Source organism: Solimonas variicoloris DSM 15731 (genome assembly GCF_000382285.1).
Lineage (GTDB): Bacteria > Pseudomonadota > Gammaproteobacteria > Nevskiales > Nevskiaceae > Solimonas > Solimonas variicoloris.
Window position 1 is genome coordinate 1 of the sequence record NZ_KB907940.1, and the last position, 14331, is coordinate 14331.

Consider the following 14331-nt stretch of genomic DNA (forward strand, 5'->3'; position numbering starts at 1 on the left):
CATCTGGGACCTTGCACGGATCGCATCGGCGACGGCGTAGCGGCACCTCGCACTTCCCATCCACCCAAACCCAGGAGGGCGAGTCTTCTGACGGCGGCGCAGCCCGGTGAATATGCGCAATCCGCGTTGGCGTTGGGCGACGGCAGAGCATCGCCGACTCGCGAGCCTAGACCGCGGCAGGCGCATGGACGGATCACAGCACTGCGGTATCCAACCCGCGTATATCAGCGTGAGCAACCGTCGAGCGTGCTGGCTGCGCCGCCTTCAGAGGATTCGCAAACCGAGATGAACTGAAAACAGCGAAAACCTCATCTCTCGTTCTTGACGGCGGAAGTCATATCAGCGCCCAAACTCAGACGCGGCCATGCCGGCGCGAAGCGGCAGCAAGGGTATCGGCTGAAGTGCCTGATGGGCCGAACCTGACCTGATAGTTCCATCAATCATCTGGCAACTCTCTTAGCGCCCGGCGCAGATCGCTCTCAGCATCATCGATGCTCGCGCATGCGCTCTATCAATGTCTGGTCGGTCTGCATCGACTTTGCTTCTTGCTCGTTTAAGCGCCGTAACAGCGTCATCAATTGCGTTGATGCCTCGCTTGATGCGCCTACGAGCCTGGTCCATGTCACTCACGATTTACTATCCTCCCCTTTCGGCTCAACGCTCAGGTTAAGGCCGCGGACCGGCCGAAGTCGGAGCATCGCCATACTTGACGAGAGATGCCCATTCAACAGGGCGCTTGTCACCTAGACCCGCACTGTCGCGCGCCCGGAGTCCGCAGGGCGGAATCGCGCAGCGCAGCCCGCCTGCGGAGCTGCGGCGGTTCTGGACAGCATCGCGCGACCGCTCCGATGGATGAATCGATCAAAAATTTGCGACACACTCACGAGCTTTCAACGCACGAGGCACTTGCTTATGGAGATCGGACCGGACCTCGACTGGATTCCGTGCACTTACGAAAACTACGTACACATCAGCGGGCCGTTCTATCACGGCACGGCCGTGGCACTGGCGCCCGGGACGCTGCTTGTCCCCGGTTTCGAATCCAATTACCAGAAAGGCCGAGTGTCGAGGAACGTCTACTTCACCGCCTTGCCGATGCCGGCGGCGGGGCTCGCGGCGGAACTGGCCGTAGTGCTGACCGGCGCCGAGCCACCGGGGCACATCTACGTGGTGGAGCCGACCGGACCGTTCGAGGATGACCCGAACGTCACCAACAGGCGCTTTGCCGGCAATCCGACGAAATCCTATCGCAGCATCCATCCGCTGCGCATCGTCGAAGAGCTCCGCGACTGGCCGCGCAGCGATCCCGAACGGATCGCGACGATGCTGGCAAATCTGGAGAGGATGCGGCAACAAGGGCTGCAGGATCTGATCGACGACTGATGCCGCCTGCCACGCGAAGCGTGCGTAGGGGATTTAGCGCAGCGTGACCCGCCGCTGGCGCAAGGCGGGATACACCGCGCTGCCCCCGCCCTACGCCATTACGCCGGTGACGCATCGATCCTTACGATGCCGGCGGACTCGCGTCGGGGATCCCGGTGAGCCTTGCCTTGTCGATCTTCGCCGCCACGCCCACGCTGCGCCCCGCCAGATTCGGCACGCTGTACTGCACGGAGGTGCCGAGCACCTGCGCGCATTCGGACAGGCTGAGGCCGTAGTCCTGCTGCAGCCACAGCACGAGGCCGGCGGTGGCCTGGCGCAGCGCTTCGTCGAGCGAGCCGGCCTGGCCGAGCGTCATGATCTGCGTCGGCGATTCGACGCGCGGCATCGGGATCGGTTTGCCCTTGATGAGGTCGACCGTCAGCTCGACGTCCATCGACGTCTCCAGCGCGTATTGCGTCGTTTCGCCGTCGCCCTGCAGCGCGTGCGCGTCGCCGACGTAGAGCAGCGCGCCGGGCTGTTGCACCGGCAGGTAGACGGTGTTGCCTTCGACGATCTCGTTGAAGTCCATGTTGCCGCCGAAGTTGCCGGTGTCACCGGTCGAGATCGGCGCGGAGCCGAAGCCGGGCGCGACGGCGAGTCCGCCGAGCATCGGCCTCAGCGGCACTTCGAAGTGCTTGAGCTTGCCGTCAGCCTTTTGCGGATAGCCGACCCCGCGCTCGCGGTCGAGCGTCCAGCGCACCGGCTTGCCGAGTTCGGTCGCCTTGGCGGCAAGGCGCACGCTTTGCGCGCGGCCGACGATCATGTCGAGGCTGTCGGCGTAGTCGCGGTTGAGGTGCAGGCGCCGGATCGTCACCGCCAACGTGTCGCCCGGCGCGGCACCGGCGATATAGAACGGCCCGGTCTGCGGATTACCGAACAGCGCGACGGTGACGCCGCGCTCGTCGACGCCGCCTGAGTCGATGGTCTTGGTGCGGATGGTGTCGCCCGGCCATACCGTCAGCACCGGCGCGCGGTGCGGGGAGAATTCATTGGACCAGCTCGTCGGCGCGTAGTCGACCGTTCTCGGCGGGCCGGCCGGCCGCTCCGGCAGGCGACGCGCGGTGAAGGCATGCGTCACGCGGCGCTGCGCGTCGTTCGGGTCCGGCACGTCGGCGCGGCCGCTGAGCGTGTCGCCCTGCAGCCGGGCCTCGAAGCTGTAGCGGGCGCCGCGCGTGTCGGTGACGCTATAGCGCAGCGTGCGCCCGTGGCGCTCGCCGCTCAGCAGGTCGCCGTCGAAAACGCCGCCCAGCTTGCCGTCCTGCTCTTCCAGATGCAGCGGCTGGTAGACGGGGTTGCCCCAGTAGTCGCTGACGACGAGCCAGTCCGTCGCAGCGGCGACGGCGGGCAGCGGCAGCAGGCACAGCAGCAGGGCATGCAGGCGCATGGCGGATTCCCGATCGGATGGAGCCCGGAGCTTGCCCGCGCCGGGCGGTCGCGGCAACGCGCGCCGGGCACGCGCCCGGCAAAGCCATTACGCTACGCGCCCGCAACCGCCGTAGCGCAGCCGTGCACCCGATCGAAGCCGAAGTCCGCCAGTGGCTCGATGACATCGTCATCGGCCTCAACCTCTGTCCGTTCGCCGCCCGTCCGGCCCGCGCCGGCCGCGTGCGCGTGGTCGTCAGCGAGGCGCGCGAGGAGCTGGACCTGCTCGCCGAGCTGCAGCTGGAGCTGGCCAAGCTCGATGACACGCCGGCCGCCGAGATCGAGACGACGCTGATCGCGGTGCCGCACATGCTCGCCGACTTCGCCGAGTACAACGATTTCTTCGATCAGGTCGACGGCCTGCTCGACCAGTTCGAATGGAGCGGGCTCTATCAGGTCGCCAGCTTCCATCCGGACTACCAGTTCGAGGGCACGCTGCCGGACGATCCGGAGAACCTGACGAACCGCGCCCCCTACCCGCTGCTGCACCTGCTGCGCGAGGACAGCGTCGAGGCGGCGATCGCCAGCCATCCGGACGTCGACGGCATCCCCGACGCCAACATCCGCAAGCTGCGCGAGATGGACGACGCCACGCGCGCGCGCCTGTTCGCCTACCTCGCCCGCGGAGCGCACTGATGGCCAAGCGTCCGCCGCCGCTGGAATTCGAGTTCGACGGCCCGAGCAAATCGCAGCTCAAGCGCGAGGCGCACGAGCTGCAGGACGTCGGCAACGCGCTGCTCGAACTGCCGGACGACGTGATGGCGCGCATCGTCGCCGACGAGCGCCTGCTGGAAGCGCTGCGCACCCTGCGCACGATCCGCTCGCACGAGGCCCGCCGCCGCCACGGCCAGTACGTCGGCAAGCTGTTGCGCGTCGCCGAGGTGCAGCCGCTGCGCGACGGCATCGCCACCTACTGGCGCGGCCGCGAGCGCGTGCAGCAGAACGCCGAGCGCTGGCGCGAGCGCCTGCTCGCGGACGACGCCGCCGTTACCGAATGGATCGCCGCGCATCCGGGCCTCGAAGTGCAGCCGCTACGCACGCTGATCCGCAACGCGCGCCGCGAGCAGGCACAGCTCGCCGAAGCCGCCGCGAAGCACGCCGCCGAGCACCCGGACACGCCGCCGCCGAAGCCGAACGCGCGGTTTGCGAAGGAACTGCTGGTGCTGGTGCGCGAGGCCCTGCGCGCGGCGAAGGCCGCGGCGGACAGCAGCGAAGACGCCGGATAGAGCGGCCTGCGCCGCCACGACCGATGCGGCGCCGCATCGGGTCAGGCGTCGCTGCGAAGGCCGCGGCCTTCGGCCGCCTGCTGCTGGCCGGCAACGCAACCATCCCGCCGGCTCCGCGGCACGGCCCGACGCCGCCGGAACCCGACGGCCAGTCCGACGCCCGCTCGCGCCGCGGCGGCGGCTTCGGTCATCATCGCGCGACGAGACCCGCCCATGCTGACCATCACGCCCACGCTCGCCGTTCCGCTCGCCGAGATCGAGTTCGCCGCGATGCGCTCGCAGGGCGCCGGCGGCCAGCACGTCAACAAGACGGAGAGCGCGGTGCAGCTGCGTTTCGACGTGCGCGCCTCGTCGCTGCCGGAGGCCGTCAAGGAGCGCCTGCTGGCGCGCCGCGACCGGCGCCTGACCGAGGACGGCGTGGTCGTCATCAAGGCCCAGCAGTTCCGCCGCCAGGACCAGAACCGCGCGGCCGCGCTCGAACGGCTGCGCGAACTGCTCGCCGCCGCCGCGGTCGTGCCGCGTGTGCGCCGCGCGACCAAACCGAGCCGAGCCGCGAAACGGCAGCGCACCGACGACAAGACCCGGCGCGGCCGCGTCAAGGCGCTGCGCACCCGCGTCGAGGACTGAGGCGGCGCGTTTCGCGCCGCGCCGGCGCGCGCTAGGCGTCGCGCGTGCAGCGGCCGAGCTGGCCCGGCTGAGGATCGCGGTTCGGCGTGTCGCTGCGGTTGCCACGCCAGAGGTTCGGCTGCCACTGCGGCAGCGCGCAGTTGGCGGCGCGGTCGGCGCCGACGTCATAGCCGTACTGGTTGCGCTCGAAGCGGTTGTCCTCGAAGACGTTGGCCTGGCTCATGCTGTTGTCCCAGCACAGCACCGGCCCCGGATCGCGGAAGCGCACCGCACAGGTCAGGAACACGCCGGCGTGGCGGTTGCGCTCGAAGCGGTTGCCTTCGAAACGGTTGCGCAGCGAATCCGACAGGTAGATGCCGTGCGAGCCGTTGGCGGCGATGGTGTTGTCGCGGATCTCGCTGTCTTCCAGATGCTCGGCGGTGATGCCGGCGGCGACGTTGCCGCGCACCTCGTTGCCGATCATCTTCACGCCGGCGGTACGGTTGAACGAGACGCCGTCCCAGACCGCGCCGATCACGCGGCTGTCCTCGATGGTGACGTCGCGCGTATCACGCTCGGTGAGGATGCAGGCGCTGCGGCACCGGTCCAGTTCCAGGCGGCGCAGCGTGACGCGCTCGCCGCGGCGCACGACGACGCCGCTGTTGCTGAGGTACGGATGCTCGGGCATGAATTCCTGCGGCGCCGGCGCGCCGATCAACCGCATCTGCTCGATCGTCACGTCGCGGATCGCGCGCGACGGCACTTCCTCGGCCGGCTCGCCGACGACGAGCAGCGGCTGGGCGACGCCGTCCTGCATGCGCAGCACCGTGCGCGGGCCGGCGCCGCGCAGGGTGACGCCGTCGCGGCGGATCGCGACCAGACCGTGCAGGCGATACTCGCCGGCGGACAGGCACACCGTCCTGGCCGCGCCGTCGGCCGGCAGCGCATCGAGCGCCTGCTGCAGATCGTCGCCGGGCCGCGGCCGCGCGTCGCAGGCGGCGTACGCCGGCACGGCGGCGAGCGCGCCGGCCAGCAGCGACAGCGCGGCCAGGCCGCGCAGGGTGCATCGCATCATCGGAGTCATGGGATTCGTCAATCCGCGTTACAGTCGTCGCCGGTCCATCCGCGGCGCGGGCCGCGCTCCGGCGAGGGCGCGGATTCTGCGCCGCGACCGCAACGGAGTACAGCGATGCCGATACGCTCCGCAGACGACGATGAACGCTTCCTGAAGGCAGTCGAGGAACGCCTGGGCTGGACGCTCGGCCCGGGCCATCAGGCCGAAGCCCTGCGCCGGCGCCGGCACGGCGACACGGCCGAAGCGGTTGCCGACGAGTTCGAATCGCTGGCGCTCGCGCGGCGGGCGCTGAACGATCCGGACGCGCCGCTGCTGCCGCCGCCGACACGGCCCGACGACGACGACCCGCAGCACTTCCCGAAGCCCGACCGGCGCTGAGCGCCGCGCGGCGCCGCGACGAAGCGGCCCGACCGAGCGACGCGTCGATCGTCGAGCGTCGAGCGTCGAGCGTCGAGCGTCGAGCGTCGAGCGTCGAGCGTCGAGCGTCGACAGGGTCGCCGCGGCTCGCGGCGGCGCGCAAGGCGACGCGTGGGGCGGATTTCTCGCTTGCCGCTGCCGGCGCGCTTGGCGATGCTGCGCGCTGATCCAAGGAGAAGGGCGGCATGGAAGCGGACCACTGGCAGGCCGGCGCCGGCAAGCGCGAGATCGTGTTCGAGGGCGAAGGCTTCGGCATGATGGGCTACGGCCGCGCCGAACACGTGATCCGCGCCCGCTCGACGCCGCTCTACAGCCGCGCGTTCTGCTTCATCGGCCGCGACGGCGCGCCGCTGTTGTTCGCGCAGGCCGAGATCTGCATGGTGTTCCCGGAGCTCAAGCGCGCGCTGCTCGAACGGCTCGGCGCGAGCTATCCCGGCGTGTTCCGCGACGAGCGCCTGCTGCTGTGCTCGCAGCACACGCACTCGGCACCCGGCGGCTACTCGCATTTTCCGTTCTACAACATCTCGATCCCGGGCTTCCGGCCGCAGGTCTTCGAAGGCATCGTCGCCAGCCTCGCCGGCGCGCTCGAAGACGCCTGGCTGCGGCGCCAGCCGGCGCTGCTGAAGTTCGGCCACGGCGATTTTCCGGACGACGCCGACGTTGCCTTCAACCGCTCGATCCTCGCCTACAACCGCAACCCCGGCGTCGCCCGCCGCGCCGCGCGCGATGCGCATCTGGCGATCGAGCGCACGATGTGGCTGCTGTCGGCGCAGACCCCGGACGGCCGGCCGATCGGGCAGATCAACTGGTTCGGCGTGCACCCGACCAGCATCAGCAACAAGAACCGCTTCGTCTCCTACGACAACAAGGGCTACGCGGCCGAATACCTCGAAGCCGCGCTCGGCCACGGCGCGATCGCGATCTTCGCGCAGCAGTTCGCCGGCGACGTGTCGCCGAACGCGCAAAGCCCGGACAAGGGCTGGCCGCACGGGCGCTACGCGGACGATGTCGAGAGCGCCCAGTTCAACGGCCGCCTGCAGTGCGAGCAGGCGCAGCGCATCCTCGCCGCGCTGCAGACGGCGGCGCCGCTGGCGCCCGGCGCGACCGACGCGCTGCTGGCGCGCCGCGACTTCGCCGACGTCGAGGTCGATGCCGATTTCGCCGGCGGCGTGCGCGGCGAGCGCACCTCGGCGCCATGCCACGGTCTCGCCTTCTTCGCCGGCTCGCCGATCGACGGCCCCGGCGCGCCGGCGCCGGTAGTCGCGCTGCTCGGCCAGTTCGCACGGCTGGCGCGCTGGCGCGAGCTGCGCGCCGCGCGCCAGGCCGGCGGCGCGACGCTCGCCGCGGTCGAGGCCAAGTACCGCGCGCAGGCGCCGAAGCTGATCGTCGCCGAAACCGCGCTCGGCAAGGTCGTCGGCATCACGCGGCTGCGCCGCCTGCCCGGCTTTCTCGACAAGATGGTCGCCGAACTGCGCCGCCAGGAGGAAAGCGGCGCGCTCGACGAAAAGCCCTGGGTGCCGAGCGTGCTGCCGCTGCAGGTCTGGCGGCTCGGCCCGCTGGCACTGATCGGCTTTCCCGGCGAGATCACCACCGAGGCCGGACGCCAGCTGCGCACGCTGTGCCGCGAGCTGCTGGCGCCGCTCGGCGTCGCCGACGTCGTGGTCTCGTCGTACGCGAACTCCTATTTCGGCTACTGCACGACCTGGCACGAATACCAGGCCCAGCAGTACGAGGGCGGCCACACCACTTTCGGCAGCCGCACGCACGACGCCTTCCGCACCGAGTATCGCCGCCTGCTGCGCGAGTTCGCGCGCGCGCCGGCCGAGCGGCGGCCGGCGGATACCGCGGAGCAGACCTTCTCGGCGGCGACGCTGGCGCTGCGCACCGTCGGCAGCTGACACGCGGCGCTGCCCGGCCGCGGCATAAGCATGAAACAAATGCGGATGCCTTCTGGCCAGCGCCGGCAGCCTGCGTCATGCTTCGGCCTGAACGGCGCCGGGCCGCACCACCCGCGCGCCGCACCGGCCGCGGGCTCGCCAGCCGCCGGCAGTGGCACACAACGAACAATGGGGAATCGGGGAATGATGAGTTTTCGCCAGAGGGCGGGCGTCTGCCTGCTCGGTCTGTTGCCGTGGCCGACGCTTGCCGCCGCGCAGGCCGCGGACGAGAGCAGCGCGCCGTTGCCGACGATCCCGCTGCCGCAGGCCGCCGCGCCACTGCCGGCCGCCGACCCCGCGACCGACGACGTGCAACTGCCGAGCGTGGTCGTCACCGCGCGCCGCCGCGAGGAGCGCGCGCTCGACGTGCCGATCTCGATGTCGGTGCTCGATGGCGGCGCGCTCGGCGAAGCCGGCCTGACGCTGCCGACCGACATCCAGGAGCGCGTGCCGGCGCTGGTGGTGATGTCGGCGAGCGCGCGCCTGACGCAGTACACGATCCGCGGCCTCGGCTCGACCTCGCAGAACGACGGCATGGAAAGCAGCGTCGGCCTGTTCCTCGACGGCGTCTATCTCGGCCGCCAGGGTCTGTCGATGTTCGACCTCGTCGATCTCGACCGCGTCGAAGTGCTGCGCGGTCCGCAGGGCACGCTGTTCGGCAAGAACACCACGGCCGGCGCCGTCAGCGTCGTCACCAAGGCGCCGCAGCACGCCTACGACTCGACGCTCGAAGGCACGTACGGCAACGATGAGCTGCGCCAGCTGCGCGGCACCGTCACCGGCGAGATCTTCGGCGACGAGACGCTCGCCGGCCGCCTGACCGGCTACTACACCGGCCGCGACGGCACCATCGAGAATCTCTACGACGGCAAGGATCTCAACAACCGCAACAAGTACGGCCTGCGCGGCCAGCTGCTGTGGACGCCGGCCGCATCGCTCAGCGGCCGCTTCATCGCCGAATACGCGCATGCCCACGAGAACTGCTGCGTGTATCCGCTGGTGATCTACCGCGACAAGGTCCGTGCCCGCGACGAGTTCATGGAGTACACGCGCGCGCCGATCGATCCGTACCAGCGCAAGACCGACACCGACACGCGCACCGACAGCCTCGTCGAGCAGAGTGCGGTATCCGCCGAGTTCAACTGGGACCTCGGCGAGCGCCACCGCCTGACCAGCATCACCGCCTACCGCGACTGGTGGTTCACGCCGTACAGCGACGATGCGACCTCGCTCAAGCTGGTGCCCGAGACCGGCACCAGCAACGCCCAGCACCAGTTCAGCGAGGAGCTGCGCCTGAGCTCGAAGACCGACCTCTTCGATTCGGTGTTCGGCCTCTACTACCTGCGCCAGCGCATCAATTCCTTCGAGCGCAACATCCTCGGCCGCGACATGGTCGGCTGGACTTTCGGCGGCCTGATCCGCGAGAACCTGCTGCCGTTCGCCACCGAATCGAACTTCGGCCCGGTGCTGTACCTCGCGGTGCCGCCGGCGACGCTCGACGGCATGACGATCCGCACCAAGGCACATCAGGTCTCGGACAGCGCCGCGGCGTTCGGCTCGGTCGACTGGCATCTCACCGACAAGCTCGACCTCACCACCGGCCTGCGCTACACGCACGAGTGGAAGGACGCCGCCGTCGCGCGCCATCGCAGCGGCGGCTGCCCGAACTGCACGGTGCTGTCGCTGGTCAGCCCGATCTTCGCGGCGCTCGGCCTCGAAGACCTGACGGTCGACGGCCTGCTCGACGCGGTCGCCGGCGGCGAGTACCAGCGCACGACGCGTTACGACGAGGGCAACTGGTCCGGGCAGCTCGCGCTCAGCTACCGCTGGACGCCGAACCTGCTCGCCTACGCCTCGGCGGCGCGCGGCTACAAGAGCGGCGGCATCAATCTCGGCGTCACCGGCGACTCGGTGCAACCGACCTTCGATCCGGAAGAGGCGACCTCGTACGAGATCGGCGCCAAGGCCATGCTCGGCCGCCGCGCGCAGGTCTCGCTGGCGCTCTACCAGACCGACGTGCACGACTACCAGGCGCTGACCTTCGACGAGGAGCAGACGCTGATTCCCAACCCGCGCCAGATCAACCTGCTCAACGTCGGCAAGGTGCGCCTGCGCGGCGCCGAGCTCGAAGCCCAGGCCCTGCTCGCACGCGGACTCGCGGCGCGCGCCGGCGTCGCCTACAACCAGGCGATCGCCGAGGACTTTCCGGACGCGCCGAACGAGGACACCGGCCAGAACACCAAGGATCTCAGCGGCGAGGATCTCTACAACGCGCCGCGCTGGACCGCGACCGCCGGCCTCGAATACAGCCGGCCGATCGGCCCGCTCGAAGGCTACGGCGGCGTCGACTACTCGTTCCGCAGCGGCTACTGGGCCACCGTCGAGCACGGCAAGGGCAGCTACATCCACAGCTACGATCTGACCAACCTGCGTCTCGGCGTGCGCGACGCCGCACAGGTCTGGGACGTCTCGGCCTGGGTCCGCAACGTGTTCGACGAGGACTACCTCGCCGCCGTCTACGCGCTGTATGGTGTCGGCGACTACGGCGCCACCGCCGCCGATCCGCGTACCTACGGCGTGACCCTGCGCCTGAATTTCCGCTGATGCCTTCCCGGAGGCTGCCATGAACCCGCCCTACCAGACCTTCGAACTCAGCGACGCGCTGACGCGCGAGCAGATCGAGCATTTCGAGACCTTCGGCTTCCTGCACTTCCGCAACTTCATCGACGCCGCCCGCGTGCAGGCGCTGATCGACGCCTCCATCGAGGTGCAGCGGCGCTGGGTCGCCGACGGCGTCGACAAGGTCAACGGCGTGCCGATCAAGTACGGCAAGGATCTCGACGGCAGCCCGCTCGTGCAGCGCTTCGCGTTCGCCAATCTCCATCACCCGGAGCTGGCGCGCTTCCTCGACGAGCCGCGCTTCAAGGTGCTGTTCCCGCTGATCGGCTCGGCGGACACCCGCATCGGCCATCACGAGAAGGACGGCATGGTGCTGAACCACTACGTGCACGCGCCGGGCAGCGCGTACAGCCGCCTCGGCTGGCACACCGACGGCCTGCGCGACATCTTCCTCGGCACACGCCTGAACCCGCTGCTGAACGTCGGCGTGCACCTGTCGAACCTCGGGCCCGAGCACGGCGGCCTGCGCCTGCTGCCGGGCACGCACCGGCAGGGACTGTGGAAGATGCTGTTCCGCAAGCGCTACTTCCTCGACCACGACACCGATCCGGACGAGATCGCGATCGTGCCGAAGGCAGGCGACCTCACCGTGCACGACGGCCGCCTCTGGCACCGCGTCGCGCAGTCGACGGTCAGCGGCGAAGCCAGCCGCCGCCGCGTCATTTACATCCCGGTGATTTCCGGCAAGTACGCGCCGAAGACCGACAAGAGTCCGACGCCGCTGTACCAGCGCTTCGCCAGCATCACCAACAAGTGAACGCGACCATCGGGCTGCGGTACGCGCCGCGCCGGCGCGGCTGATGGGCGGCGTCTCGCGGCGGCGCGCTCGCGGCGCGCTAGTGCGCCGCCGGCCGGGCGACGCCCTTGTAGAGCGAGCCGACGACCTTGCGCAGCAGCCAGCGCGGCCCGAGGCGCGGGCTGATCGCCAGCAGCTTGTTGTACCAGCGCGGCACGATGATCGCGACGTCGCGCTCGAGCGCGCCGACGGTGATGCGGGCGACCGCTTCCGGCGTCATCACCAGCGCTTCCTTCTCCAGCTTGGCGAGGTCGATGCCGGCGCGCTCGAAGAACGGGCTGCGCGTGGTGCCCGGGCACAGCACCGACACCTTCACGCCGCGCGGCGCCAGTTCCTCGCGCAGGCCTTCGGACAGGCTCAGCACATAGGCCTTGGCGGCGGCGTAGTTGGCCATCCACGGGCCGGGCATCATCCCCGAGATCGACGAGACGTTGAGGATCTGGCCGTGGCCGGCCGCCGCCATGCGCCGGCCGACGACGTGGCACAGCTGCGCGAGCGCGGTGATGTTGACGCGGATCATCTCGCGCTCATCGTCCCACTCGTTGTCGACGAAGGCGCCGCTGGTCGCGAAGCCGGCGTTGTTGACCAGCGTGCCGATCTCGTAGGCGCCGCCGGCGATCTCCTCGCAGAAGGCGTCGAGCTGCGCGGCGTCGGCGAGGTCGCAGGCCCGCAACTCGACGACGGCGTCGTAGCGGCGCTGCAGATCCTCGGCGACGCGGGCCAGCGCATCGGCGCGGCGGGCGACCAGCAGCAGCGCGTCGCCGCGCGCGGCGAAGGCCTCGGCCAGTGCCAGACCGATGCCGCTGCTGGCGCCGGTGATCAGGGTATAGCGAAGCATGGTTCTTCCTTGGACTCGAAGCGGGGACGCCGGATGCGAAGGGTAGTCGAGGCGCGACGCCGCGACACTGGGAAATTCACTCCCAGCTTCGCCGCCGTCGCTGACGCGGCGATGACGGCCGGGCGCGCCTGATGTTCGAAGCGCTCGATCAGGCCGTCGTGCTGTTCAGTCCGGCGCAGCTGCGGCTGATGAACATCGCTCAGGCGCTGATGATGTTCGTCGTCAGCCTGCATCTCGATCTCGGCGGCCTGCGCCGCGTCGGCGAACATCCGCGCGCGGTGCTGGCGGCGCTCGCCGCGCAATGGCTGCTGGTGCCAGTGCTCGCGCTGCTGGCGATCGTGCTGCTGCGCCTGCCGAGCGCACCGGCGCTCGGCCTGTTGCTGATCGCCTGCTGTCCGGGCGGCAGCGCGGCGGCGTTCCTGAGCCTGTTCGCACGCGGTCACGCCGCGGTCGCGGTCGCGGCGACCACCGTCTCGACGCTGGCGACCGCGCTGCTGACGCCGCTGCTGTTCGCGCTGACGCGCGCGCTGGCCGGGCTCGACGGCGCCGCCACCGGCCTCGAACTCGACACCGCGATGGTGGTGCGCACGGCGCTCGTCTATCTGCTGCTGCCGCTCGGCGCCGGCCTCGCACTGCAGCGCTGGCGACCGCGCCTGGCCACGCGCCTGCGCGGTCCGCTGAAGCTGGCGCTCGGCGTCACGCTCGGCGTGTTCCTGCTCGGCGCCGTGCAGGCCAACGCCCGCTCGCTGCAGACCCTGGTGCTGACGCTGACGCCGCTGGTCGGCGGCTTTCACGGCGCCGTGCTGCTCGGCAGCTGGCTGCTCGCCGCGGCGCTGCGCCTGCCGGCGCCGGAACGGCGTGCGATCACGCTGTCGGCCGGCATCAGCAACGCCGGCCTGTCGCTGCTGCTGGTGTTCAGCTTCTTCGGCGGCAACGGCGCGATGGCGGCGCTGGTCGCCTGGTGGGGCGTCTGGCGCCTGCTGGCGTGCGGCGCGCTGACGCTGGGATGGGCGTGGCGGGCGCCGGCCGCGGCTCAGGCGCCGAGCGGCGGCAGCGCGGCCGGCGCGTCGGCCGGCGGCCGCGCCGGATAGATCACGCGCACCGTGTACGGCTTGCCGGTGCCGGGGTCGACGACGTTGGACGGGCCGCGGAATTCGACCAGCTCGCGCTCGCGCGGCTCGTAGACCATCTCCACTGGCCCGGCGAGCAGGCGCAGCAGCGAATCCGGTTCGAAGCGGATCACCACCGCCGGCCGGCCGTCGAACTGCGTGTCGGCAACCTTGCTGGCGCGAAAGCGGTAGCGCTGCAGCCGCGCGGCGGCGACCAGGTTGAATCGCAGCGTCTGACCGCCAAGCAGCGCGTCGAAATGATCGCGCAGATAGACGTGGAAGCCGGCGTCGGCGCAGGTCGTCGCCGGCTTGTCGATGCGGCCGCTCTCGGTGCGGCCGTTCTCGGTCCGCGACGCGACGATGCCGTCGCCGTCCTCGGCGATCGCCGAGCCGTAGCCGCCGGCCATCTCCATGCGATAGCGCGCCACGTACGGATCGGCGCCGAACTCGATGCGCTTGTCGCCGAGCTTGCGGCCGTCCGGCGCGTAGTAGTCGATGCGGCCGCTGCGCCAGCGGCCGTCGACGATGCGCTGCGCATGCACCTCGGTATACGCGTAGCGGCCGCTGTCCATGTCGTAGGCGTAGCCGTAGAAGCGGCGCACCGTGTCTTCGGCGGCGCGCGCCGGCCACGACGGCAGCGTCGCCGCCAGCATCATCAGCGCCCAGCCCGCCATCCGCCGCATCGCACCCGCTCCCCGTGATCGAGCGGCGATGGTCGCCCGCCCGGCGCCGCCGTCGCAAGCATCGCGACGCCGATGGCGTTCGCGGGGCCCAGCGCTTACAGTGGCCGCGACGTCACGCGCC

Annotated in this window: 13 protein-coding genes; 9 read left to right on the plus strand and 4 right to left on the minus strand. The window is 70.3% G+C overall.

Going from position 1 to position 14331, the window contains the following annotated elements; all coding sequences use genetic code 11:
- Positions 1-912 precede the first annotated feature (912 nt).
- The gene (gene arr / locus H149_RS0115120; protein ID WP_020650609.1) at positions 913-1383 is read left to right on the plus strand and encodes an NAD(+)--rifampin ADP-ribosyltransferase; all 471 of its coding nucleotides are present in this window, start codon (positions 913-915) and stop codon (positions 1381-1383) included.
- Positions 1384-1504: 121 nt separating this feature from the next.
- Here the strand turns inward: arr and H149_RS0115125 are convergent, their stop codons facing one another.
- Positions 1505-2806, minus strand: coding sequence for an acetamidase/formamidase family protein (locus tag H149_RS0115125; RefSeq protein WP_020650610.1), 1302 nt, complete (start codon positions 2804-2806; stop codon positions 1505-1507).
- A gap of 122 nt (positions 2807-2928) precedes the next feature.
- Between H149_RS0115125 and H149_RS0115130 the strand changes: the two genes are divergently transcribed.
- The 3 genes from H149_RS0115130 to arfB all read left to right on the plus strand — a co-directional run bounded on the left by H149_RS0115130 (position 2929) and on the right by arfB (position 4697).
- On the plus strand, positions 2929-3480 hold the full coding sequence (locus tag H149_RS0115130) for a DUF1415 domain-containing protein (protein WP_020650611.1): 552 nt from the start codon (positions 2929-2931) through the stop codon (positions 3478-3480).
- Entirely contained in the window at positions 3480-4070 is a 591-nt protein-coding gene (gene yjgA, locus H149_RS21235; protein WP_020650612.1) for a ribosome biogenesis factor YjgA, read from the plus strand. Before H149_RS0115130 ends, yjgA begins: the two co-directional genes overlap by 1 nt.
- A gap of 213 nt (positions 4071-4283) precedes the next feature.
- On the plus strand, positions 4284-4697 hold the full coding sequence (gene arfB / locus H149_RS0115140; RefSeq protein WP_020650613.1) for an alternative ribosome rescue aminoacyl-tRNA hydrolase ArfB: 414 nt from the start codon (positions 4284-4286) through the stop codon (positions 4695-4697).
- A gap of 31 nt (positions 4698-4728) precedes the next feature.
- Here arfB and H149_RS0115145 read toward each other — a convergent pair whose 3' ends face one another.
- Complete coding sequence (locus H149_RS0115145) at positions 4729-5751, minus strand: right-handed parallel beta-helix repeat-containing protein (RefSeq protein ID WP_020650614.1); 1023 nt, start codon at positions 5749-5751, stop codon at positions 4729-4731.
- Positions 5752-5865: 114 nt separating this feature from the next.
- Between H149_RS0115145 and H149_RS0115150 the strand changes: the two genes are divergently transcribed.
- The 4 genes from H149_RS0115150 to H149_RS0115165 all read left to right on the plus strand — a co-directional run bounded on the left by H149_RS0115150 (position 5866) and on the right by H149_RS0115165 (position 11541).
- Entirely contained in the window at positions 5866-6129 is a 264-nt protein-coding gene (locus H149_RS0115150; RefSeq protein ID WP_020650615.1) for a hypothetical protein, read from the plus strand.
- Between the two features lie 224 nt (positions 6130-6353).
- Positions 6354-8066 (plus strand): neutral/alkaline non-lysosomal ceramidase N-terminal domain-containing protein, encoded by a 1713-nt coding sequence (locus H149_RS0115155; protein ID WP_020650616.1) that lies wholly within the window; start codon positions 6354-6356, stop codon positions 8064-8066.
- A 183-nt stretch (positions 8067-8249) separates the two neighbouring features.
- Complete coding sequence (locus tag H149_RS0115160) at positions 8250-10709, plus strand: TonB-dependent receptor (protein ID WP_020650617.1); 2460 nt, start codon at positions 8250-8252, stop codon at positions 10707-10709.
- A gap of 19 nt (positions 10710-10728) precedes the next feature.
- Complete coding sequence (locus tag H149_RS0115165; protein WP_020650618.1) at positions 10729-11541, plus strand: phytanoyl-CoA dioxygenase family protein; 813 nt, start codon at positions 10729-10731, stop codon at positions 11539-11541.
- Positions 11542-11620: 79 nt separating this feature from the next.
- Here the strand turns inward: H149_RS0115165 and H149_RS0115170 are convergent, their stop codons facing one another.
- A complete protein-coding gene (locus H149_RS0115170) occupies positions 11621-12418 on the minus strand; it encodes an SDR family NAD(P)-dependent oxidoreductase (RefSeq protein ID WP_020650619.1) in 798 nt (265 codons plus the stop codon).
- Positions 12419-12549: 131 nt separating this feature from the next.
- On the opposite strand from H149_RS0115170, the gene H149_RS21240 reads away from it, so the two are divergent.
- Positions 12550-13509, plus strand: coding sequence for a bile acid:sodium symporter (locus tag H149_RS21240; RefSeq protein ID WP_020650620.1), 960 nt, complete (start codon positions 12550-12552; stop codon positions 13507-13509).
- Here the strand turns inward: H149_RS21240 and H149_RS0115180 are convergent.
- Positions 13452-14210, minus strand: coding sequence for a hypothetical protein (locus H149_RS0115180; RefSeq protein ID WP_154654844.1), 759 nt, complete (start codon positions 14208-14210; stop codon positions 13452-13454). The two genes, H149_RS21240 and H149_RS0115180, sit on opposite strands and share 58 nt — an antisense overlap.
- Positions 14211-14331: the final 121 nt, after the last annotated feature.